Here is a 23006-nt window from a genome sequence, read left to right on the forward strand (position 1 = left end):
TCCCATCTCGAACACAGTAGTTAAGCTCATAAACGCCGAAAGTACTTGGCTGGAGACGGCCTGGGAGGATAGGAAGCTGCTGATTGCTTAAAGGCACACCTGAGGGTGTGTCTTTTTTTATGTATGGCTTTCTATCCTCCCAGGAGACCTGGTGAGTAGGACAAGTTAAAGGTAAAAAGAATAAAACGACGACAGATTCACTGCATCGCTTAGTTCATTATTTTTTAATTATATTATCAGTTAATTGATAATAAATAATTAATGAAGGTCTAATTATAAATTTTAATAATTACTATTTATTACATATTCTATTCATGCATAGAATTATCACTTTTTTATATAGATTCCTATCTAGACTAGTAAATACGTGGTTTATAGCTATCTTTCTGATATTTAATAATATACCAAAATGTACCAAAAATTACTCGTTTTGATTATATTTCATATCACTTTCACTATGTTTTCACGAATTATCTATATACTAGCTATAGTTGATTGAGATCAACTAAGGAAATGGAGGTCTACTACTAATAACTTTTACCTGTCCCTTTTACAAATAATACAAACAACACAAAACAATACAACACATAAAACAACACTTAAATACACAACAATACTCTCCCTGTGTATAAACAAAACAATACATATACAAAACTCTCTAATTATATATACCATCTCCCGTATATATAAAGGTAAAAGTTAGGTAGACATAAGAGCCCTTGAAAGAGGGCTCTTTTCCTTTAATATTTTTTATTATTTATTGATTAATAAGCCTATATTTCTTGACATAGTATGTAATATTTGTTAAACTAATCAAGTATCAAGCAAAGCTTGATGAACATAGGGGTATAGCTCAATTGGTAGAGTAGCGGTCTCCAAAACCGTTGGTTGTGGGTTCAAGTCCTACTGCCCCTGCCAAAATTTGGATGGCGGTCTTCGGGCCGCATGTCCATAAAATTACTCAAAAAATATTAAAAAATGCTTGCGTAGCCGCAATCATTATGTTAATATAAGTGAGTACCTTGTACATGACTCAGTAGCTCAGCTGGATAGAGCGTTTGACTACGAATCAAAAGGCCAGGGGTTCGAATCCCTTCTGGGTCACCAAATTAAAGCATCACAGTAATGTGGTGCTTTTTTATTTTGCTTTTTATATGTATATAAAGGACCCTACATATTTATGTAGGGTCCTTTTATGAGCTAATGATCTTTATTTAATTAACTAAGTTTTATTATTTCGCATGTGGCTGATCTGATTCAGCTACTACGTTAACGACGATTTCTTGATCTGCAGAAATAAGATTCATAATGATGGGGATTGGCTGTTCGATGGCTTCAGCTATACTTTTAATTTGTCGCATTGCAACAGGATAAGGTGTTGTTCTATCACTTTGAAATAATTCTTCCAATTGGGTGATTTCTGCTTGACTTAGATTCGATTTATTTGCGAATTCTTCAACTGTCATATTATGTTGTTCGCGATAGCTTTTAATGATTTCACCGATATACATAATCGCCTCCACTTGAATTATATTAATACATTTTTATTTTATGTGAAAGTTCGATAAAACTCAAGTTAGATTGAAATGATACTTCATATTATTGATACATAATGGTTTTATATTATAAGATGAACATATAATGATACTGATATATATGGAAATGAAAAGAGGTTTGCTATGAAGACGAATAGAAAACAACTTTTAATTGTTTATATATGTTTAGCATTAGGGGCTTGGAGTGCTAGCGCTGGCATCAGCTTTAGTCAATCAAATAGAGATACGAATCAAACGCGTCGAGATAATACGATAATACAGCATAAGTCTGAAAAAACTGTTGACGATTCTGACCAAGGCAGTCCTGTTATTGCATCGTATTACAAAGATGGCAAAAAAAAGAAGAAAAAGAGTACTGCTGCTGATGAGACTAAGCTTTCAGAGAAACAAAAAGCAACTAAAGAATTGAATGAACATTCTTGGGTAGAAGAAGCGGGAAAACATCCCTTACCGTATGCGGTTGTGGAAGGGAACGCGGTCAGTGAAGAAGAGTTAGCCCACTGGTGGAAGGTTTTTAATGATCCCGTATTGGATCAATTAATTGATTTGACCCTCAAAAATAATCGGCAGTTAGAGGTAGCTCGTTCTCGAGTTAGACAAGGACGGTTACAGTTGGGTATTGCTGAAGCACAGCGATTACCTTGGCTAGATGCTTCCGGTTCATGGTCGGCTAATAGAGGTCAGGGTGAATGGGATTCAGACCGAGAAGCGATAAAGAATTTACCTATATCTGATAAGATGACGAGAAATGTAGAAACCGGTAAATTGGGAATTGATGCGCGATGGGAAATTGATATATTCGGAAGACAAAAAGCAAAATCACGTGCTGCATCGAATTCGTTACAAGCATCACAGGCGGATTTATATTCCACCTGGGTATCTTTGAGCGCGGAAACCGCATTACAGTATATGTCGTTAAGAACTTTACAGGAGCAATTGCGCATAACAGAAGATGATGTGAAACGTCAACAGGAAGCGTTGGAACTGATTAAGATAAATAATCAGTCTGGTATTATTAATGAATTACCTGTGCAACAGGCTACATATGCATTATCTCAGACTCAAGCGGAGATTCCTTCATTAAAGAAAAATATAGCTTCCACAATGGCTGCTCTTTCTATATTGACGGGAACAGTTCCAGGCGAGATTGACGGGTTATTGATGGAAAATACTTCATTACCTACGGTGGATCCACACATGTTTATCGGCATACCGGCGGAAGCTTTACGACAACGGCCTGATATTCAGGCGGCGGAACGACGTATTGCGGCGCAACAACAGAAAACCAAGGCTGCAAAGGCTGACCTTAAGCCTAGGTTTTCACTAAATGGCAGTATAGGCTTGGAGTCGTTTTCATCGGGAGGTCTTATTTCGGCTATCGGTAAAATGATAGGAATAGGACCATCTATCACTATGCCTATTTTCAATGCCGGTGCTATTCGTAAGAATATAAAGATACAAACAGAAAAGGAACAGGAATATTTGGCACTTTACGAAGAGACTGTTTTGAAAGCTGTAGGGGAGGTTCGAAATGCGGTAACGGATGCATCTCAGGATCATATTAAGTCCGAGGAATTGAAATCTGCTGTAGAATCTGCACAGCAAGCGGAATCTTTGGCACAAACCAATTTTGACTCCGGTCTTAGCGATTACTTAAGTGTTCTTGATGCACGAAGAAATGTATTGTCTGCAAGGCGGCAATATATCATGAGTCGGGGGCAAGAGTTTGCTGATACCGTTCGTTTATTCAAATCCTTAGGCGGTGGTTGGGAAGCCATGGACATGGATCAGGAGGCAGAGGCGGACTCGCATGCTAAGAAATAGTGTGAGAAACGGGGAATGATTATGAAAGAGAAACTTGATGTCATTAAAGGGTGGATGGCGAATAATAGAAAAAAGTGCGCAGGTATAATGATTGCCTTTCTAATAATTTTGGGTGGAGTAAGTTATTATGCTTATAATCAATACGAAGCGTACATTGCCTCTCATCATATTGTGTTGCAAGGCAATGTGAATCTGCGTGAAGTTAATGTTGCATTTCGGGGAAGTGACCGGATTGCCAGCCTTTTGGTGGATGAAGGTGCGGTGGTGAGCCAAGGGCAGATTTTAGGGTATTTACATTCTGATGAATTGAATCTTACTGTACAGCAGGCTAAGGCTACCATTGCAGCACAGGACGCTATAGTGGCCAAGTTGCAGGCCGGCAGTAGACCAGAAGAAATCGCTCAAGCATCGGCACGAGTTACATCTGCAGAAGCTGCGTTAGCTCAATCGAAACAGGAAGCAGAGAAGTTACAAAAATCCTATAATGCTTCAAATGGTAAGGCCGTTAGTCGACAGTCTGTAGATGATATACAGGCGAAGGTGAAAGTATCGGAAGCCAAATTAAACGAGGCTCAGCAAGCATACAATTTAGCTGTCGCAGGGCCAAGACAGGAAGATATAGCACAGGCCCAAGCCCAATTGGATGCGATGAAAAGCGAACTGGCCCGTCAGGAGTTCTTGTTGAACCAATCTGTATTAACGTCCCCGATAGACGGTGTTATAACGGCCCGATTATTACAGGTCGGTGATATGGCTTCACCGAATACACCTGTATTTAAATTGGCTGAGAATACTAAGAAATGGGTACGTGTATATGTGAACGAACGGGATTTAGGAAAAATTTATAACGGTATGGATGCGAATGTGACGACGGATACCAATAAGAATGAACCGATTCACGGTACAATCGGATATATATCCTCCGTAGCGGAATTTACACCTAAATCGGTAGAAACGGAGGATGTGCGTACTACACTTGTATATGAAGTGCGGGTATATGTAGATGATCCTGATAATCGTCTCCGTTTAGGAATGCCTGCCACTGTTTCCATTGATATATAGAGGTGTGCGGTGAATGATGTATATGCAATCGAAGCGTCACAATTATATAAAGAATTTCCCCTTGTCGGAGATGATCCTATAATAGCATTGGACCATTTGGATTTTAAAATTCGAAAAGGCTGTTTAACTGCGTTGGTCGGTCCAGATGGTGCGGGAAAAACGACTTTGATTCGTTTGATAGCTGGTTTATTGGATGCCACGGCTGGTTCTTTAGAGGTCCTCGGAATGGATGTGAAAGCACATTCACAGGCAGTTCAAGATAGACTCAGTTATATGCCTCAGAAATTTGGGCTTTATGAGGAATTATCCGTCAGTGAAAACATGAATCTCTATGCAGATTTACACGGTATTCCTTTGCATGTGAGAACGAAGCGGTTTGAAAAATTACTGCATATGACAGGGCTAGCCAAATTTACTAAGCGTCAAGCCGGTAAATTGTCAGGCGGTATGAAGCAAAAGCTTAGCCTAGCTTGTACATTGGTTCGTTCTCCGGAGCTATTACTGCTCGATGAGCCTACCGTAGGGGTCGATCCATTTTCAAGGCGGGAGTTATGGGAGATCTTAGAGTCGCTGGTATGTACAGATGGAATTAGCGTACTTGTTAGCACTGCATACTTAGATGAGGCGGAGCGTTGTAAAGATGTTTTCGTCCTCAATAAGGGGCGCTTTTTAGCAACCGGGACACCGCATGAGTTGACTCAAATATCTGAGGAACGATGCTTTCAGGTAAAGATTCCGAAGTCATTGAGCATGCGAAATGTACAGGCCGCATTGATGGATGACAGGAAATGCGTGGCGGATGCAGTTCCAGAGGCCGGTGCTGTGAGGTACATAAAAACAAAAGAAATGCTTTCGATTCCATGGCTTAATGAGTATGGTATGGAGGAAGAACCAGTTCAGAGCCGTTTGGAAGATACCTTTATGATGTTGTTAAAAGAGGATGAAATTGCCTCAAAACAAGGGGCTAAGCCTTTAGATAGTATCGATATGGATTTAGATGAAAGTGCGATAGAGAAAGAACGAAAGCATTTGTTGGCCCCCAATGAAATGGTTGAGCGTCCAGTAGAAATTTCCGTATCTCATTTGGTGAGGACATTCGGTGATTTTACGGCGGTGGCTAATACATCATTTACGGTGCAGCGCGGAGAAGTATTCGGGTTACTCGGACCAAACGGAGCAGGGAAGACGACGACATTTCGTATGTTGTGTGGATTATTGCCTGTAACGAGCGGGGATTTGCGCGTGGCCGGCATTGATGTCGTTAAATCCCGTACGGCGGCAAGAAGCAATTTCGGATATGTAGCGCAAAAGTTTTCTTTGTACGGTAATCTGTCTGTTATGGAAAACTTGAATTTTTTTGCCGGTGTGTACGGCCTTCACGGACAGAAGAAGCTTGATCGTATAGAAGCCGTTATCAGTGAGTTTCGTCTGAATGACGTGAGAGATATGATAGCCGGTGATTTGCCTGGTGGTTATAAACAGCGCTTGTCCATGGCGGCTGCCTTAATGCATGAGCCTAAAATTCTTTTTTTGGATGAGCCCACAAGTGGTATTGATCCTCTTACACGGCGTAATTTCTGGCGACAGATTACTTCTTTATCAAAGCGAGGAACAACGATTATTATTACGACTCATTTTATGGATGAATCGGAATATTGTGACCGTATTATGATTCAGGATGCAGGAAAACTCGTTGTACTGGGAACACCTGATGAAGTTAGACGGATTGCCGGCGATGAGAATTGTACTATGGATGAAGCGTTTATCTCCGTCATACTAAAAAAACGGGAACAGGAGGATGACGTATGAACGGATTTATAAGACGGTTTTCCTCATTGGTATACAAGGAGACCTTACAAGTATTGCGCGACCCTAGCACTATTTTGTTGGGTGTTGTGCTACCTATACTACTTATTATCCTCATCGGCTCAGGGGTTACTTTGGATGTTAAACACGTGCCGATAGCAGTGGTTATGGAACGGCAAGATTCTATGACCCAGAGTGTGTATGACTCCTTATACGGCTCTGAGTACTTTCAACCTATAGCAGTTCGCGATAGAAAAACGGCGGAACTATTGATGGAAAAACGAAAGGTAGATGCCATATTGGTGATTCCACAGGACTTTTCTGCTCAAGTTATGCGTGGACAAGGGAAAGTGCAGGGGATTTACTATGGTGTCGATACTTCGGTAGCGATGAGCATAGAAAGTTATGTAAACTCAGCTATTAACTTATGGGCCGTTAAGAATATTCCGTTTATGCTACGTGGTGGATATATAACAATGAACCCTCGCATGTGGTTTAATGAGGCAAATACAAGTACCTGGTTTTTGATTCCTGGGCTCATCATGATTATCATGACGATTGTATCCGTTTTTCTTACGGCTGTCGTTATGGCTAGAGAATGGGAACGTGGTACTTTTGAGTCTTTATTCGTTACACCAGTTAAGCCTATTGAAATTATTTTGGCTAAGGTAGTGCCTTATTATGTATTGGCCATGTTGGGGCTGTTGTTTTGCCTCGGTGTTTCGTATTTCTTTTATGAAGTACCTATGCGTGGTTCCTTATGGATCATCTGCATCGTGTCCACATTGTATTTAATTGTTTCCTTAAATATGGGACTACTTATATCTGCGTTTACGAAGAAACAGTTCTTAGCTTGTCAAATGGCGTTACTTACCAGTTTTTTACCGGCGTTGATATTGACGGGGTTTTTATTTGATCCACATTCACAACCTGTGGTGATTCAATATATTTCACGGCTTTTACCTCCTACATATTTTTTAGAATTACTGAAATCATTGTTCCTAGGTGGAAATAACTGGTATTTGATTATTAAAAATAGTGCCGTATTATCGGGGTTTGCTATTTGCTTTACAATATTGACAATTTATATTACGCGGAAGAAGGTGGAATAATGAATTGGCGACTGTATTGGAATCAAATTGTCTCCATCATATGGAAAGAGCTATTAGCCACCTTTAAAGATCCGAAAACTCGTATAATCTTATTGTTACCGGTTATTATTCAAGGGTTCCTCTTCGGTTACGCCGCAACCTATAATCTCAACAAGGTTCCCTATGTATTGATTGATGAAAGTCATACGCAGACCGCAGCTGCATTAGAATCGACTATTAATTCATCCGGTGTTTTTGAACTGTATCAATCTGCGAACTCTCCGGATATAATCGCACCACTAATAGACTCCAACAAGGTTATTATGGCGGTTATCATACCTCAGGATTTTGAAGAAAACTTAAAGCATAAACAACCTACATCTATTACTGTTATTGTAAATGGAACGAATACAATGACTTCAGGTCTTGCCACAGCCTATATGGGGCAAATCATTTCTCAATTCAATCAGACTTGGTTAGGTGTTGAGCATAAGGGAATCACGATTGAATCTCGTACCTGGTACAATGAAAATCAGCAGTCTTCCTGGACTTTCTTGACAGGTCTCGTTATATTGATCAGTATGACACAAGTTATCATGTTGGGGGGCTTATCTGTGGCGAGAGAACGAGAGCAGGGGACCTTTGATCAATTATTGGTGACGCCCGTATCATCTATGCAAATTTTGATTGCAAAGTCTATACCCCCTATGATAATAGGACTGTTTCAAAGTACTGTATTGTTATTAATAGCCATGTTTTGGTTTAAAGTTCCATTTCGGGGCAACATATTTCTTGTGTATGCCGTGTTGTTTACGTTTATAAGTAGTAGCATTGGATTGGGGTTATCTATTTCGGCTATTGCAAAAAATATGCAGCAAGTTCTCGTATATGTTTTTGTTTTTCTTTTTCCACTAGCATTATTGTCCGGATTAATCACACCTGTACATAACATGCCGAAAATATTGCAATATCTTACATATGGAAATCCTATGCGGTTTTCTGTTGATGCAATGCGCAGGATTTATTTAGAAGGTGCAGGATTGACGGATATTTGGTTTAATTTTATTCCTATGATTATCCTAATCATTATAAGCATGTCCATAGCAGGATGGCTATTTAGAAATCGCGTTGGATAAAGCTAATGATTAGATTGTTAAACTTTTTATATTTTGTTATAACAATACGGCAGACCTATATAGCATTTTTTTATTAATAAATATGCTACTGCCGTATTGACTAAATGAATGTAGACTGTTAGAATAAAGGCATAGAAAATATCATATTTGGGAATAGGTGCTGAAAAGCATAATAGAGAAGCCGGTTAAAGGCCGGCACGGTCCCGCCACTGTATGGTCGAGCGAGTCTAAATTAAGTCACTGGGAAACTGGGAAGGCTAGATGAGCGATGACGCCGAGTCAGGAGAACTGCCTATTCAACATTCACCATTTGACCTACGAGAGATAGGGAGGAGAAGTTAATAGCTCCTTTTTACGTACCCGTAAAAAGGATTTTTTAGTTCTATTGGATCTAAATTGTATTATAGTTGATTTAGATTTTAGTTCTATACGACCTAAATGTCGTGCTATGGTCATGGTGGATTACCTTTTTGGTATTACCAGCATGACATATGTTGTGACTGTTAATATATTTTATGGTAAATGTAGGGCATGCATTTATTCATCATCATCCTAAAAAAGAGGCTGACCCAGGGTTCTAGTAGTTCGGATTCTGGGTCAGTCTCTTTTTATTTTGCAAATATTAATTATCGGTAAGATCTTTTAGATAGAGGTCTGTAGCGTTAAGCTTTAGATGAAGTGTAAATAGATATAGAATCGTAGAATAATTAAGAGCTTTTAGATTTAGAAGTTGCTTTGGGTTTACATAAATCGTAAGGTGTAATTAGATAGTTGTTTTTCTTTGAATCTATTTTTAGATGTATGAATTTTAAGTCATTTAAAAAAAATGATTGACGATGAATTCCATACATGATATTATTATTTCAGTTGAGACGCGGGAGTGGCGGAATTGGCAGACGCACCAGACTTAGGATCTGGCGCCTTACGGCGTGGGGGTTCAAGTCCCTTCTCCCGCACCAACTTTATTGCACCTTTAGAGGTGTATTTTTTTTGCCTAAAATTAAGTAGTTAATGTGGATATTCATATCGATAAACACTTGTAGTTTAATAGTAGGGTAGGTACAGAATTAACTACTACATTATATGTTATAATAAATGAGTTAGAACTATTTAATTAATACAATCATAGTAATACTATATGGTGCAGTATGAATAATACATTAACAAAACTGCTTTCACAGAACCCATCCTTTGTGGATGGGCTAAACGCATTTCAGCGTAAGGGAAAGTCAGTCATATATGGTCTTAGTGGATCTCAAAAAAGTTTCCTCTTAAGCCAATCTTTTTCTGCAGGTCTTAAAAAGCCTGTAGTCATCGTAGTCCATGATAAGGATCATAAGGAGATGTGGGAGCGAGATTTAGCTTTCTTTTGGCCTAATGTGCCAGTCCAATCATTTCCTATAACAGATCATGTAGACTTTACAACTGTAGCACGTAGTCTTGAAAATCAAGGTGCACAAATGCGAGCATTAGCATTATTAGCATGGCAAGAGCCGGCAGTAGTCATTGCCAATGCTGAAGAGGTTACACAATATGTTGTATCCCCTCATTATTTAAAGGGGCAATCGTTGCATTTTGCTTTGAATGATGCAATTGAACGTGATGTAGCTCTTGAACAGCTCGTAACAATTGGATATGAACGCGTAGACCAGGTGGAACAACGTGGTCATTTTGCTGTGCGCGGAGATATTTTGGATATTTATCCTGTAAATAGTGATCATCCGATTCGTATTGAATTCTTTGGAGATGAGATTGATACATTGCGTTTCTTCTCTGTTGAGAATCAACGTTCTATTGAACAAATCGAATCCTATACGGTGACGCCTTTCTTTCTTGGTCAAAGTGATGCGGATAGCACTCTATTATCTTATGTGAAAGATGGCACTTTGATTTATGATGAGCCAGGTCGTATTCAAGAGGCGTTAAAGAAATTCTTAAAAGAAGATCCTACACATCGGAAAAATCATTGTGATTGGAATGAACTACAACGCACTGTAGATGCTACGAATCAAGTGGCTTTCACGTTTATGCAACAACGTTCTATTGGTCTCACTGGATTTAACCCTATTGGTATTCAAGGGAAGACGATGACGAGCTTTGAGCGTCAAATTCCCCTATTAACAGATGAAATTAAACAATGGCATCGTTTAAATCATCAAGTGGTACTCGTATTAAATAATCAGCAACGACGAGAAGGTATTGAGCGCGCCCTTGAAGGGGAGAATATTGCATTTATTCATAGTGATACATGGATAGCAAAGCCAAACACCGTCGTTATTTTAAAGGGCTTATTAACAGATGGTTTTGAATTGCCCAATAGCCATCTCGTAGTTGTCGTAGAAGGTAATATTTACGGACAGCAAAAGCGCAAGCTTCGTAATAAGCCTAAAAAGGGCCAAGAAATCAATTATTTTACAGATTTAACGCCTGGTGACTATGTAGTACATAATATGCATGGTATCGGCAAGTATATTGGTCTTAAAACAATTGAGACGGAAGGCATTCACCGCGATTATATTGAGATTGCTTATGCTGGAACGGACAAACTGTTCTTACCAGCTAATAATTTAGATCAACTGCAAAAATATATTGGCAACGAAGGTGATGTGCCACGTATTAATAAGATGGGTGGTCGTGACTGGAGCAAGGTTGTTTCAAAGGCAAAAAAATCTATTGATGATTTAGCAGATAAACTCGTTGAGATATATGCACAACGAGAAATCACAGAAGGTTTTGCATTCTTGCCAGATCAACCATGGCAGCAAGAGTTTGAAGATGCATTCCCCTATGAGGAAACGGAAGACCAATTACAGGCTACCGCAGAGATTAAAGAATCCATGGAAAGACCTGTTCCTATGGATCGCTTGCTCGCTGGTGATGTAGGTTTTGGTAAAACGGAAGTGGCTATGCGCGCCATTTTCAAGGCTGTTATGAGCGGAAAACAAGTAGCAGTACTTGTACCAACTACGGTTTTAGCACAGCAACATTTCCAAACTTTTTTGAATCGCTTTGCTCCATTTGGGGTGAAAGTAGATGTGCTTAATCGATTCCGAACTACATCAGAGAAAAAACAAATTCTAAAAGGTGTAGAGGATGGATCTATTGATGTTCTTATTGGAACTCATTCATTACTTAACAAAAAGGTGGTATTCAAAGACTTAGGAATGCTTGTTGTAGATGAGGAGCAACGTTTTGGGGTAGCACAAAAAGAAAAGTGGAAAGAGTGGGCTAGCAATATCGATGTACTCACATTGAGTGCTACACCGATTCCGCGGACTTTACATATGTCCCTCGTTGGCGTTCGAGAAATGTCTGTTATCAATACTCCGCCAGAGGAGCGATTGCCTGTTCAAACCTATGTGGTGGAATACGATATGAATCTCATAGCAGATGCTATCAAACGAGAACTTGCAAGAGGTGGACAGGTCTATTTCGTATATAACCGTGTCGCGTCCATTAATCACATGGGAGAACTATTAGAATCCGCATTGCCTGGCTTGCGTTATGCTGTTGCTCATGGACAGATGACAGGCCGTCAAATTGAGGAGATTATGACCGATTTCTATGAAGGTCATTATGATGTACTCTTGTCCACGAGCATTATTGAAACCGGTTTAGATATTCCTAATGCAAATACTATCATCATTTATGATGCGGATCGCTTAGGTTTATCTCAGCTATACCAAATGCGAGGCCGTGTAGGACGCTCTCGTAGACGTGCTTATGCATACTTTATGTATCGGCCAGATAAAATACTTTCAGAGGCAGCTGAAAAGCGTTTGAAAGCCATAGAGGAGTTCACCGAGCTCGGCGCAGGATTTAAGTTAGCCATGAGAGATTTAGAGATTCGCGGTGCTGGTAATCTATTAGGTTCACAGCAACATGGTAATATCGCATCCGTGGGCTTTGGCATGTACGTGAGCATGTTAGAAGAAGCGATTGCAAAGGCTCAAAATAAAGAGGTTGAGCGAGATGTATCCATTGATCCAGCTATCGACTTAGAGGTAGATGCGTTTATTGATGATGCGTATATCAAAGATAGTGCTCGTAAGATTTCTGTATACCAACGATTGTTACATATTAAATCTAAAGAGCAACTCGACGATATGACGGATGAGCTCATTGATCGCTTCGGTACACCAACCGATCCAGTAGACCGTTTGTTGCGTATTGCTCAAATTAAGGAGCAAGCACGTCTACTGGGCATTAAGAGTATCGTCCGTAGAGATAAGCAGCTCACCATCCATTGGTATGACGATTCTAAAATGGCCGATTGGGACATGGGGGCTGTACGAGAAGATTTATGGAAAAAAATGAAGTTTATGGACACCAAGCCAGCCACATTATATGTGAATCTTAATGGCATGAAAGGTTCTGTTTTGACCATTACGGAAGCGGTGATAAAGGCTCTTAGCCACAAGTCACCGACTAAGGAGGGCCTATGAATCGATTTTTAAAAGGAGCCATGATTTTAACCTTAGCCGGTATTATCGTGAAGGTCATCGGTGCGTTTAGTAAGGTTCTTATTGCACGGATTTTAGGTGGTGAAGGAATTGGCCTATATATGATGGCCTATCCAATCTATCAAATTATCATTAGTATTTCTGCTGCAGGTATTCCTGTAGCCATATCTATTATGATTGCAGAGAAACTTGCTAATGATGATATGCGAGGCGTACAACAAGTATTTTCCGTATCTTTAAGGGTACTCGCTATATTAGGGCTGGTATTTAGTTTGGCCTTATATGGTAGTGCGCAATGGCTCGTAGACAATCAAATCATCACCGATCCACGTGCTTTAATTGCTATTCAGTTATTATCTCCAGCCATTTTTGTAGTGACCATCCTGAGCTGTTTTAGAGGGTATTTCCAAGGTTTCCAATATATGGTGCCTACTGGTACGAGTCAAGTATTTGAACAGATTTTTCGTGTGTCATCTATGGTAGGTTTGGCATACTACTTCATTGATCGTGGACTCCATTTAGCGGCAGGTGGTGCGACCTTTGCTACATTCCCAGGCGTATTGGCAGGGTTACTTGTATTAATTTATTTTTACTACCGACAACGTAATGTTCGAGAGAAGATGCTTTCACAACAGAATCCTAATGCTGTTTATGAAAGTAATGGCACCGTAGTTAAACGCTTGTTTAGCCTTGCTATACCTGTTTCTATGGCGAATATTATGCTTCCTATGGTATCACTCATTGATACATTTATTGTCCCAAAACGATTGATGGATATTGGATACTATCTCAATGAAGCAACTACACAATTTGGCTATTTAACGGGTATGGCAACATCTCTGATTGGGTTGCCAATTATTCTAACTACGTCCTTAGCCGCTAGTCTTGTACCAGCCGTATCTGAGGCCCATACTCAAGGTGATGTACATCGCATCGTGAAACGGGCGGAGACGGCGATTAAAATTGCTAATATGTTTACGATTCCAGCCTGTATTGGTCTCTGCGTATTAGCTACACCAATATCGCAATTAATATATGCAACACCCCACGCAGGGCCTGTTATTGCTGTTATTAGCTTGAGTATTATGTTCCTCGGTTGGCAGCAGGTTACTGCAGGTGTTTTACAAGGTTTAGGAAGAACAGTAATTCCTATGGTGTCGATTTTTATCGGCTTATTAGTGAAGACATTCTTAGATTATGAATTGACAGGCAGTGTTGAGTTGGGCATTAATGGTGCAGCTTGGGCGACGAATTTAAACTTTGCTATTGCAGCGCTTATTAACTATATTTTTGTAAAAAAATATGTAGGTTCGGTATTCAACACATTAGAGTTATTAAAAATAATAGTATCTGCCATGGCCATGGGTGGTGCTACACAAGTCATCTATGTGAGCACTGTTGATTTATTAGGCAATGGTGGCGCTGTGGCTGCAGCAATTGTAGTGGCTATTTTTGTATATGGTTTATCGTTATGGCTTACTAAAGCTGTCGTAAAAGATGATATATACCATTTCCCAATCATAGGCAAGCGCATACAAGCTCGACGCAATAGGGAGGAAGCAAAGCTATATGAAGAACAATATTGATATTCAACCTTTAGTCGATGTAGTGAAAACTTTGCGTGCACCAAATGGCTGTCCTTGGGATCAAAAGCAAACGCATGAATCTTTACGCCGCTATTTTATAGAAGAGACTTACGAAGTAGTAGATGCCATTGATAATAAAGATATGCCAAATCTTCGTGAAGAGTTAGGTGATGTATTATTGCAAGTTGTCTTTCACAGTCAATTGGCAGAGGAAGCTGGTCATTTTACACTTCAAGATGTAATTAATGATGTCGCTGAAAAAATGATTCGTCGTCATCCTCGTGTTTTTAATCCTGAAAAAGATGAAAAGTCATACACTTGGGATGAATTAAAGGCACAAGAAAAGAAAAATATTCAAAATTCTGTATTGGATGGTGTATCGAAAAGTTTACCTGCTTTAATGGCGGCTTATAAGCTCCAAGAAAAGGCTGCAAAGCTAGGATTTGACTGGGATGAGCTTGATCCTGTTTGGGCTAAAGTTTCCGAAGAAATGGGGGAATTTAAGGAGGCTATTGACCAAAATGATAGAGAAAATATGGAAAAAGAAGCAGGAGATGTGCTTTTTTCCTTGATTAATCTATTCAGATGGTATAAAATAAGCGGTGAAAATGCACTAAATCGCACAAACACAAAGTTCCGACAGCGTTTTTTACATGTAGAAGCTTGTGTTAACCAAAGCGATCGCTCATGGGAAGACTTTTCATTAGCTGAGCTCGATGCTTTTTGGGAGGAGGCTAAAGTGCAGGAAAAGTAACCTAGAGGTTTATACACTTCTAAGGTATTGTAATTTTAAGGAGGTTCTGTCATGAACAAAACAGAATTAATCGCAAGTGTTGCACAAAAAACTGAATTAACTAAAAAAGATGCTGAAAAAGCAGTAAAAGCTGTATTTGACACAGTAGCTCAAGAATTAGCAGCTGGTGGCAAAGTACAAGTTATCGGCTTCGGTACTTTCGAAGTTCGTGAACGCGCAGCTCGTGAAGGCCGTAACCCACAAAACGGTAAAACTATCACAATTGCAGCTTCCAAATCCCCTGCATTCAAAGCTGGTAAAGGTTTGAAAGAACAAGTTAACGCTGCAAAAGCTAAAAAACGCAAAAAATAATCCATATTGGATGTGAAAGAGACCTTTCGAGGTCTCTTTTTTTTATCTATTTATGGTATAATGCACAGAGAAAGGGTGCATTATGAATAACGAAACATCAAGGAAGGTTCTCATCGTGTCTGCCTCAATCGGCACTGGACATATGCAAGCCGCAAGAGCCATAGAAGAATATTGGAAAGAAAAAGAGCCACAAGCATCAATTACCCATGTTGATTTTCTTGATACAGAAACTATGTCTGTAGAGCATTTAATTAAGGGTACCTATATCAAGATGATTGACGTATTCCCCATGCTCTATGATATGATTTATCGCGTATCGAAAGGGGAAAAACGAGGGACCATTATGCAAACCGCATTGTCGTACCTACTTAAAAGCCGCATGCTTAAACTAGTACAACAAGAAGAGCCAGATGTAATGGTCTTTACACACCCATTTCCTTGTGGGGCGGCATCGATTTTAAAACGTCAAGGTCATATAGATGTGCCACTAGTGGCTATTATGACAGATTTTAGTAGTCATCAGTTTTGGCTCTATCCACAGATTGATGTTTACTATGTTGCAACAGAATCTATGGTACCTGAAATGGTAGCTTCAGGTATCGATGAATCTCGTATTCATGTATCTGGCATTCCAGTGCGGCGATCTTTTTTTCGTGATGCTATTGAAGAGTATAGCTTAGAGGAACCTGTGAAAGTTCTTGTTATGGGTGGTGGCCTGGGTCTAGGCTCTCTTGAGACGGCTTTAAAACATCTAGATGAAGTAAATGGTATTGGTGAAATTACCGTTGTAGCCGGACAAAATACGTCTCTTTACGAATCGTTAGTTGTCCTTAGTGAATCTATGAAGACGAAGACCACCGTATATGGTTATACTACCAATATTTCTGAGCTCATGAAATCATCGTCTTTGCTCGTTACAAAACCTGGTGCATTGACCTGTATGGAGGCTGTTACAATCGGATTGCCAATGGTATTCTTTAATGCTATCCCAGGGCAGGAAGAGGCAAATGCAGAACTATTAGAGCAACGGGGGTGTGCTCGTTGGGCTCGTGATATTCATAACTTAGAAGATGTGGTAACTGCACTGTTAATTAATTCTCCGCGACTTCAACAAATGTCTGAGCGAGCTCGCGAATGGCATGTGGATGGGGCTGCTGATATTGTAAATAGTCTCATTGAAATTTTAGATGGTAGTGCACAAGATGAGCTTGTGAAAGCTCAAGAGGCAATTAGCTAACCAATATAGAAAAAGCGATGACCAAAAGGGCCATCGCTTTTTTCTATTGATACTGTTCAATATGTTCTTTTCGAAGTTTTTGTAATGTGACTAAGAAAGCATCCGTACTTTCTGCACCATCCAATAAATCTTTTAATTGGTAAGAGTCATCAAGGGTAACACTCCATTGGAAGGAGTCGTTATCGTCGTACACATTGAATACGACTGGTGTCTCTAAGTCCTCTGGCATATAGCCGTCATCATCGGACACAGTTGCATACGTGCCATCCTCTAAGAGCTCGGTAAATAATGTGTCATACCCATCAATGTCGATAAGTTCAAAGTTGATACTTTCATAAAAGTCTAAAACCATATCCGTCGCCATGTGGACCTCCTCATGAATATATATGTTACGTTTATTCTACTGAGGGCGCCTGTTACTGTCAATGGTAATGTGTAGTATAATAAATAACAGAATTACAAAATAGGAGCGGAATATGAACGTTATTAGTTTACAGAACATAGAGAAATCATATGGCACAAGGCTACTGTTTAAAGAGGTGAGTATGACTTTTACCACGGAAAAACGATTAGGTCTTGTGGGCATCAACGGAACGGGTAAGTCTACATTTCTAAAAATATTAGCAGGACAAATGGAAGCTGATAAAGGCACCATTGAGCGTAATGGTAAGGCTAGCATTTATTACTTAGCGCAGACACCTGATTTTGATGCGAAAGCTACTTTGCTTGAGGCCGTTCTTGATGGAAATCATCCTCGGTTGCAAATGGTAAAAGCCTTTGAACGAATTAGTCGTGAGTATCGCCAAATGCAAGAGTCTGGTAAAGACGATGCTAAAATATCTCGCAACTATATGAATGCATTGGAGCAAATGGATCAACAAGACGGGTGGCAGGTAGAGCAAGAGGCGCGCATTATTTTATCTAAATTGGGCTTTCCTGATGTGGAGCAAAAGGTAGCTATGTTATCAGGAGGGCAAAAGCGTCGTCTTGCATTAGGGCAAGCATTGCTATATCCATGTGATCTTTTATTACTAGATGAGCCGACTAACCATTTGGATGAAGATAGTATTGATTGGCTAGAGTCGTATTTGAGTGTACGTCAAGGAGGATTATTAATCAGTACCCATGATAGATATTTCCTCGATTCCGTATGTAATGGTATTTTAGAGCTATCAAATCGTCATATGTATCAATACGATGGCAATTATGAAGAATTTATTGCCTTGAAAGCTGATCGAGAGGCTCGTGAAGCTGCTACGGAAGAAAAACGACGTCAATTTTTAAAACGAGAAATCGAATGGGTACGTCGTGGTGCTCTGGCTAGAACTACAAAACAAAAGGCTCGTCTTGACCGTTACGAAAAATTAAAGAATATGGAGAAAACCCGCCGTCCGGATCAAATGGATCCTATTGCGCTGAAGACACGTTTAGGAAAAACCATCTTTGATATTGAGCATTTAGAGTTTTATTTTGATGAACGTCCTATGATTAAGGACTTTACCTATCACGTGGTACGCCATGATCGTATCGGTATAGTAGGGCCCAATGGTGTTGGTAAATCTACCTTTATGAATATCCTTGATGGCACCTACGAAGCGACGAGAGGCACTATTGGTAAAGGTGAGACCGTTCGCATTGCTCATTTTAAACAAGAGCTACCTGAATTTGATGAAGATATGCGCGTTCTCGATTATATTCGTGAGGACCACTCTTATATGGTACTCGGTGATGGGTCTACATTGAGCGCAGGACAAATCCTTGAGCGATTCCTTTTTACCCCAGAATTACATGGTGTACCGATTCGAAAACTCTCTGGCGGGGAACGTCGTCGTTTATACCTCTTAAAATTGTTGATGAGCGCCCCTAACGTATTATTGCTGGACGAACCGACGAATGATCTTGATATTCCAACATTGGAGGTATTAGAGGATTTCCTTGACTCCTTTAGTGGCGTCATCATCACAGTTTGCCATGATCGGTACTTCCTAGACCGCGTAGTGGATAAACTGTTTGTCTTTACCGGCGATGGGCATATTGAAATTGTTCATGGCTCGTATTCTGACTACAAAGATGCTCTTGATGAAAGTAGTGGCAGCAAGCGCCCATTCTATATGCCAAATGATAATATACCGGCTAATTCCAAAGCGGTACGAGCTGTAGAAGGTGGAGAGGCTGATAGCGATGACTCTGTTGATAATCAATCTAATAGGGTAGATATCCTTGGAAATGATAATGTTGTAGCTAGTGATGAAACAGATATTTTCAAAGAAATACCAAAGAAGGGTCTCAATAAAGCAGAAGAAGCGGAGTATGCCAAAATTATGGATGAATTGCCTAAGCTAGAACATTTAGTGAAGGGCCTCGATGTTATGATAAGCCAAGTGGCTACTGATTATGAAAAAATGCAGTCACTGATGGAGGAACGAGAAGAAACACAGACTCAAATAGATGTGCTCACTGAACGGTGGATGGAATTAGAGGAACGCCTATAACTCCTTTTATCATGCTATTTTTTAATATCTGTTATGCAAAGGAATTACGTGTAAGTTTATTGATAAAACTCACAATGTATAGTATAATTTCTACGATTAACGATAACAACGTTACCTAAGTAGGAGGAACTCATGAGTAAGTACCAATTTTTAGACCGTCGCGTGCCAATTGAAGACGGAAATATTGCATTAGTACAAGATTTAACTAAATGCAAAAACTGCTCCTTATGTCGTAAAGCTTGTGCTGTAGACATGGGTGTATTTGATTATTATGATTTAACAACAAATGGGGATCATCCAATTTGTATTCATTGTGGACAATGTGCATCTATTTGCCCATTCGATTCCATTAATGAACGCTCTGAAATTGATGAAGTAAAAGCAGCTATTGCTGACCCTAATAAAATCGTCATTTTCCAAACTGCGCCTGCCGTACGTGTTGGTTTAGGCGAGGAATTTGGCCTTGAGGCTGGTACGTTTGTAGAAGGTAAAATGGTGGCTGCTCTTCGTAAATTGGGTGGCGACTATATTCTTGATACAAACTTTGGTGCGGACATGACTATCATGGAAGAAGCATCTGAGTTATTAGAACGCGTTATTAATAGTGATGCAGTATTGCCTCAATTCACATCTTGTTGTCCTGCTTGGGTTAAGTTTGCGGAAACATTCTATCCAGAATTCTTGCCAAACCTATCTACGGCTAAGAGCCCAATTGCTATGCAAGCGCCTACACAAAAAACATATTTTGCTGAAAAAATGGGCCTTGATGCAAAACAAATTGTTGCCGTTGCAGTAACACCATGTACAGCTAAGAAGTTTGAGATTCGTCGCGATGAAATGAATTCCTCTGCGGAATACTGGGATACACCAGAAATGCGCGATACAGACTACTGTATTACTACACGGGAACTTGCAAAATGGTTGCGCGCAGAAGAAATCAACTTTGATGATCTTGAAGATTCTGCTTTTGACCCATTGATGGGTGAAGCTTCTGGTGGTGGTATCATTTTCGGTAACACTGGTGGCGTTATGGAAGCGGCTATGCGTGCGGCTTACAAGATGGCGACAGGTGAAGATGCACCTCAAATATTGATTCCATTTGAAGCTATTCGCGGCATGGATGGTGCTCGCGAAGCAGACGTAGTGATTGGGGATAAAACATTACACGTAGCGGCAGTTCATGGTACAGGTAATTTGCGTAAGTTCATAGAACACATGCGTGCAGAAAATATCCATTATGACTTTATCGAAGTAATGGCTTGTCGTGGTGGCTGTATCGGTGGTGGTGGTCAACCACGCGTTAAATTACCGATGGCTGACAAAGCTCGTGAAGCTCGTATTGCTTCCTTGTATACTCGCGATGCAGAAGTAACTGTAAAAGCTGCTTGTGATAATCCAGATATCCAAAAATTGTATGCTGAGTTCTTTGATGGCAAACCTATGAGCCACAAAGCACATCACATGTTACATACTACCTTTGTAAATCGTTCTGAAGATTTAGGCCCTAATGGCGCTTGTACGCCTGCTACATGCCCTACATCCGTACCTAATTTGAAAAAGGCGGCAGAGGCGGCTAAAGCGGCAGCGGAAGCTAATAGCTAAGAGTTGATGGTTATTAGTTAATAAAAAACACAAAGATAGCTAAGAAATATATAGCAGATAGTTGATATGTTAGTCAGCTATCTGCTTTTTTCTACTTTATATAGTGGAAATATGGTTAATAAAAGCTTTCACAGATGTAGATTCTATATATGCCATATACGCATAGGGGTTAAAATATAGAGATTGGTAAATTGGTTTAGGAATTACTTGTAGTATGCTATAATTAAATTGTTATTATAGAAGCAATCAATACTGGTTCGGGAGGATCTTCATGGCTTTTAAATTAAAAGGAAAAGAAGAAAAATTTTTCAGTATTTTGGAAAAGCATGCTGCACTAACTTATGAAAGTGCGGAAATGATGGAACGCGTGTTTAAGGGGGATATCTCTAAGGAAGAGGCATTTCTTGAAATTGATACAAAGGAAAAAGCTGCCGATGAATTAGTAAATGAAACTGTAGAGCGTTTACGCAAAACATTTATCACTCCAATGGATCGTGAGGATATTCAGCTTTTGATTGACCAACTGGATACTACATTGGATAATATCAAAGAAATCATGGATAAAATGGTTATGTATCACGTTGGCAAACCAAGTGATGGTGCTATTCGCATGAGTGAAATTGTTGTTAAATGTGTTAAGCATATCAATAAATCCATTGGTTATATGGGTAGTCTTAAAAAGGATCATGTGAAGGTAGAGGGGCGTGTTCACCAAGTATTGAAACTTGAGTCTGAAGCGGATAATATCTATCATGAAGAAATGGCTAAGCTCTTTACAGAGTGTACAGATCCAATTGAAATTATCAAATGGAAGGAAATCCTTAGCGCTATGGAAGATGTAATTGATGGCTGCGAAGATTTGGTTGGTACATTCCGCCGGGTAGTATTGAAGTATGCTTGATGCCCATTATTTAGTATGGCTAGTTGTATTCTTAGCATTAGCCTTTGACTATATCAATGGCTTTCATGATACGGCGAATGCCATTGCCACATCCGTTTCTACACGAGCTATTGAGCCTAAAAAGGCAATTATGATGACCGCTGCTCTCAATTTTTTGGGTGCAATGGTTAGTACAGGTGTTGCAAAGACTATCGGTGGTGATATAGTAATGTCGCCATCTCTTATCGATAGTGGTATTATTTCTGCAGCCCTTATCGGTGCCATTACATGGAATCTTTTAACTTGGTATTGGGGAATCCCAAGTTCCTCATCCCATGCTTTGATTGGTGGTATCATCGGTGCTGTGGGCTGGTCTGTAGGATTTGACGCGTTGAATGAAGCGGGGATTTTAAAAATCTTTTTGTCTCTTATTTTATCTCCGATTGTAGCCATGATTGGTGGCTATATTGTGATGAAAGTATTGTTGCTTATTTTCGGTAGATTTTCTCCGATTGCTTTAAATGATCGATTTAGATCCATGCAAATTGTATCAGCTATTATGATGGCATTTTCTCATGGTTCTAATGATGCACAAAAAGCGATGGGGATAATCACATTAACTTTACTTAGCGGTGGTTTCATCGATACATTAGATGTACCGATTTGGGTAAAACTTTGTTGTGCTACTGCAATGGCTATGGGGACTGCTGTAGGCGGTTGGAAAATTATCTCTACAATGGGAACCAAGATTTTCAAACTAGAAACTATTAATGGGTTCGCTGCTGATTTAAACTCTGCTATTACTATTTTTACAGCTACATTCTTACATTTGCCTGTAAGTACTACACACGTAGTAAGTGGTTCTTTACTAGGTGTAGGCTCTTCTAAACGCATTAAAGCCGTTAACTGGGGCGTAGCAAGATCTATGGTTATGGCTTGGTTTGTAACGATTCCATTATCTGGCATCGTTGCCGCTATTGCCTATGAAGTAGGTCACTTACTATTTGGCTAATTCATATACTTTTTATTACCGTAAAAAAGACTGCAAAAGCAGTCTTTTTTGTTTACCAAAATATTCTTGCTATATTGTCATATTTATAAATAATTTGCTTTTCTATTTTAAAATTCTATTTACTATATATGTACGTGATAGTATCTAAATAGTC

At 39.6% G+C, this 23006-nt stretch carries 16 protein-coding genes, 3 tRNA genes, 1 rRNA gene, 1 pseudogene and 1 riboswitch; of the genes and pseudogenes, 19 read left to right on the forward strand and 2 right to left on the reverse strand.

Going from position 1 to position 23006, the window contains the following annotated elements:
• The 3 genes from rrf to AAAT26_RS00015 all read left to right on the forward strand — a co-directional run.
• Positions 1-85: ribosomal RNA gene (gene rrf / locus AAAT26_RS00005) — 5S ribosomal RNA — on the forward strand; the annotation flags it as partial.
• A 757-nt stretch (positions 86-842) separates the two neighbouring features.
• Positions 843-918: transfer RNA gene (locus tag AAAT26_RS00010), tRNA-Trp, on the forward strand.
• A gap of 112 nt (positions 919-1030) precedes the next feature.
• Positions 1031-1107: transfer RNA gene (locus AAAT26_RS00015), tRNA-Arg, on the forward strand.
• A gap of 125 nt (positions 1108-1232) precedes the next feature.
• Here AAAT26_RS00015 and AAAT26_RS00020 read toward each other — a convergent pair.
• On the reverse strand, positions 1233-1511 hold the full coding sequence (locus tag AAAT26_RS00020; protein WP_128114310.1) for a helix-turn-helix domain-containing protein: 279 nt from the start codon (positions 1509-1511) through the stop codon (positions 1233-1235).
• 168 nt (positions 1512-1679) lie between these two features.
• On the opposite strand from AAAT26_RS00020, the gene AAAT26_RS00025 reads away from it, so the two are divergent.
• From AAAT26_RS00025 to AAAT26_RS00075, 12 genes and pseudogenes are all read left to right on the forward strand, one after another.
• A complete protein-coding gene (locus AAAT26_RS00025; RefSeq protein ID WP_278472769.1) occupies positions 1680-3380 on the forward strand; it encodes an efflux transporter outer membrane subunit in 1701 nt (566 codons plus the stop codon).
• Positions 3381-3626: 246 nt separating this feature from the next.
• Positions 3627-4442 carry an HlyD family secretion protein gene (locus tag AAAT26_RS00030; RefSeq protein ID WP_489749509.1) on the forward strand — a complete coding sequence of 272 codons (816 nt, stop codon included), beginning with the start codon at positions 3627-3629 and terminating at the stop codon, positions 4440-4442.
• Positions 4443-4451: 9 nt separating this feature from the next.
• Positions 4452-4949 (forward strand): annotated as a pseudogene (locus AAAT26_RS09610) (ABC transporter ATP-binding protein); the annotation flags it as partial.
• A 540-nt stretch (positions 4950-5489) separates the two neighbouring features.
• Positions 5490-6251 carry an ABC transporter ATP-binding protein gene (locus tag AAAT26_RS09615; protein WP_371744924.1) on the forward strand — a complete coding sequence of 254 codons (762 nt, stop codon included), beginning with the start codon at positions 5490-5492 and terminating at the stop codon, positions 6249-6251.
• Positions 6248-7360 (forward strand): ABC transporter permease, encoded by a 1113-nt coding sequence (locus AAAT26_RS00040; protein WP_101928791.1) that lies wholly within the window; start codon positions 6248-6250, stop codon positions 7358-7360. Before AAAT26_RS09615 ends, AAAT26_RS00040 begins: the two co-directional genes overlap by 4 nt.
• Positions 7360-8475 (forward strand): ABC transporter permease, encoded by a 1116-nt coding sequence (locus tag AAAT26_RS00045; protein WP_008601623.1) that lies wholly within the window; start codon positions 7360-7362, stop codon positions 8473-8475. The genes AAAT26_RS00040 and AAAT26_RS00045 overlap by 1 nt, the downstream gene beginning before the upstream one ends.
• 138 nt (positions 8476-8613) lie before the next feature.
• A riboswitch (cobalamin riboswitch) is annotated at positions 8614-8785 on the forward strand.
• A 564-nt stretch (positions 8786-9349) separates the two neighbouring features.
• Positions 9350-9434, forward strand: a tRNA-Leu gene (locus tag AAAT26_RS00050).
• 189 nt (positions 9435-9623) lie between these two features.
• Entirely contained in the window at positions 9624-12920 is a 3297-nt protein-coding gene (gene mfd / locus AAAT26_RS00055; RefSeq protein ID WP_004696715.1) for a transcription-repair coupling factor, read from the forward strand.
• Entirely contained in the window at positions 12917-14524 is a 1608-nt protein-coding gene (locus tag AAAT26_RS00060) for a putative polysaccharide biosynthesis protein (RefSeq protein ID WP_302683034.1), read from the forward strand. Before mfd ends, AAAT26_RS00060 begins: the two co-directional genes overlap by 4 nt.
• Positions 14508-15278 carry a nucleoside triphosphate pyrophosphohydrolase gene (gene mazG / locus AAAT26_RS00065; RefSeq protein WP_278617828.1) on the forward strand — a complete coding sequence of 257 codons (771 nt, stop codon included), beginning with the start codon at positions 14508-14510 and terminating at the stop codon, positions 15276-15278. Before AAAT26_RS00060 ends, mazG begins: the two co-directional genes overlap by 17 nt.
• Before the next feature lie 51 nt (positions 15279-15329).
• The gene (locus AAAT26_RS00070) at positions 15330-15629 is read left to right on the forward strand and encodes an HU family DNA-binding protein (protein ID WP_004696710.1); all 300 of its coding nucleotides are present in this window, start codon (positions 15330-15332) and stop codon (positions 15627-15629) included.
• 82 nt (positions 15630-15711) lie between these two features.
• Positions 15712-16866: an MGDG synthase family glycosyltransferase gene (locus tag AAAT26_RS00075; RefSeq protein ID WP_120055528.1), complete on the forward strand. Its 1155-nt coding sequence runs from the start codon at positions 15712-15714 to the stop codon at positions 16864-16866.
• 43 nt (positions 16867-16909) lie between these two features.
• Here the strand turns inward: AAAT26_RS00075 and AAAT26_RS00080 are convergent, their stop codons facing one another.
• Positions 16910-17230 (reverse strand): hypothetical protein, encoded by a 321-nt coding sequence (locus tag AAAT26_RS00080; RefSeq protein WP_008714437.1) that lies wholly within the window; start codon positions 17228-17230, stop codon positions 16910-16912.
• Positions 17231-17342: 112 nt separating this feature from the next.
• On the opposite strand from AAAT26_RS00080, the gene AAAT26_RS00085 reads away from it, so the two are divergent.
• The 4 genes from AAAT26_RS00085 to AAAT26_RS00100 all read left to right on the forward strand — a co-directional run bounded on the left by AAAT26_RS00085 (position 17343) and on the right by AAAT26_RS00100 (position 22852).
• On the forward strand, positions 17343-19358 hold the full coding sequence (locus AAAT26_RS00085; protein WP_349208719.1) for an ABC-F family ATP-binding cassette domain-containing protein: 2016 nt from the start codon (positions 17343-17345) through the stop codon (positions 19356-19358).
• A 132-nt stretch (positions 19359-19490) separates the two neighbouring features.
• Positions 19491-20960, forward strand: coding sequence for a [FeFe] hydrogenase, group A (locus AAAT26_RS00090; protein ID WP_349208720.1), 1470 nt, complete (start codon positions 19491-19493; stop codon positions 20958-20960).
• A 271-nt stretch (positions 20961-21231) separates the two neighbouring features.
• Positions 21232-21861: a DUF47 domain-containing protein gene (locus AAAT26_RS00095; RefSeq protein WP_004697557.1), complete on the forward strand. Its 630-nt coding sequence runs from the start codon at positions 21232-21234 to the stop codon at positions 21859-21861.
• Positions 21854-22852 (forward strand): inorganic phosphate transporter, encoded by a 999-nt coding sequence (locus AAAT26_RS00100; RefSeq protein ID WP_008601598.1) that lies wholly within the window; start codon positions 21854-21856, stop codon positions 22850-22852. The genes AAAT26_RS00095 and AAAT26_RS00100 overlap by 8 nt, the downstream gene beginning before the upstream one ends.
• Positions 22853-23006 lie beyond the last annotated feature (154 nt).

This window comes from Veillonella parvula, assembly GCF_040094895.1.
In the GTDB taxonomy this organism is placed as follows: domain Bacteria; phylum Bacillota; class Negativicutes; order Veillonellales; family Veillonellaceae; genus Veillonella; species Veillonella parvula_L.

Bases quoted from the DNA above. Each gene is read 5' to 3' on its own strand.
- AAAT26_RS00020 (WP_128114310.1), bottom strand. From the start codon at position 1,511: ATGTATATCGGTGAAATCATTAAAAGCTATCGCGAACAACATAATATG.
- AAAT26_RS00025 (WP_278472769.1), top strand. From the start codon at position 1,680: ATGAAGACGAATAGAAAACAACTTTTAATTGTTTATATATGTTTAGCA.
- AAAT26_RS09615 (WP_371744924.1), top strand. From the start codon at position 5,490: ATGGTTGAGCGTCCAGTAGAAATTTCCGTATCTCATTTGGTGAGGACA.
- AAAT26_RS00040 (WP_101928791.1), top strand. From the start codon at position 6,248: ATGAACGGATTTATAAGACGGTTTTCCTCATTGGTATACAAGGAGACC.
- AAAT26_RS00045 (WP_008601623.1), top strand. From the start codon at position 7,360: ATGAATTGGCGACTGTATTGGAATCAAATTGTCTCCATCATATGGAAA.
- mfd (WP_004696715.1), top strand. From the start codon at position 9,624: ATGAATAATACATTAACAAAACTGCTTTCACAGAACCCATCCTTTGTG.
- AAAT26_RS00060 (WP_302683034.1), top strand. From the start codon at position 12,917: ATGAATCGATTTTTAAAAGGAGCCATGATTTTAACCTTAGCCGGTATT.
- mazG (WP_278617828.1), top strand. From the start codon at position 14,508: ATGAAGAACAATATTGATATTCAACCTTTAGTCGATGTAGTGAAAACT.
- AAAT26_RS00070 (WP_004696710.1), top strand. From the start codon at position 15,330: ATGAACAAAACAGAATTAATCGCAAGTGTTGCACAAAAAACTGAATTA.
- AAAT26_RS00075 (WP_120055528.1), top strand. From the start codon at position 15,712: ATGAATAACGAAACATCAAGGAAGGTTCTCATCGTGTCTGCCTCAATC.
- AAAT26_RS00080 (WP_008714437.1), bottom strand. From the start codon at position 17,230: ATGGCGACGGATATGGTTTTAGACTTTTATGAAAGTATCAACTTTGAA.
- AAAT26_RS00085 (WP_349208719.1), top strand. From the start codon at position 17,343: ATGAACGTTATTAGTTTACAGAACATAGAGAAATCATATGGCACAAGG.
- AAAT26_RS00090 (WP_349208720.1), top strand. From the start codon at position 19,491: ATGAGTAAGTACCAATTTTTAGACCGTCGCGTGCCAATTGAAGACGGA.
- AAAT26_RS00095 (WP_004697557.1), top strand. From the start codon at position 21,232: ATGGCTTTTAAATTAAAAGGAAAAGAAGAAAAATTTTTCAGTATTTTG.
- AAAT26_RS00100 (WP_008601598.1), top strand. From the start codon at position 21,854: ATGCTTGATGCCCATTATTTAGTATGGCTAGTTGTATTCTTAGCATTA.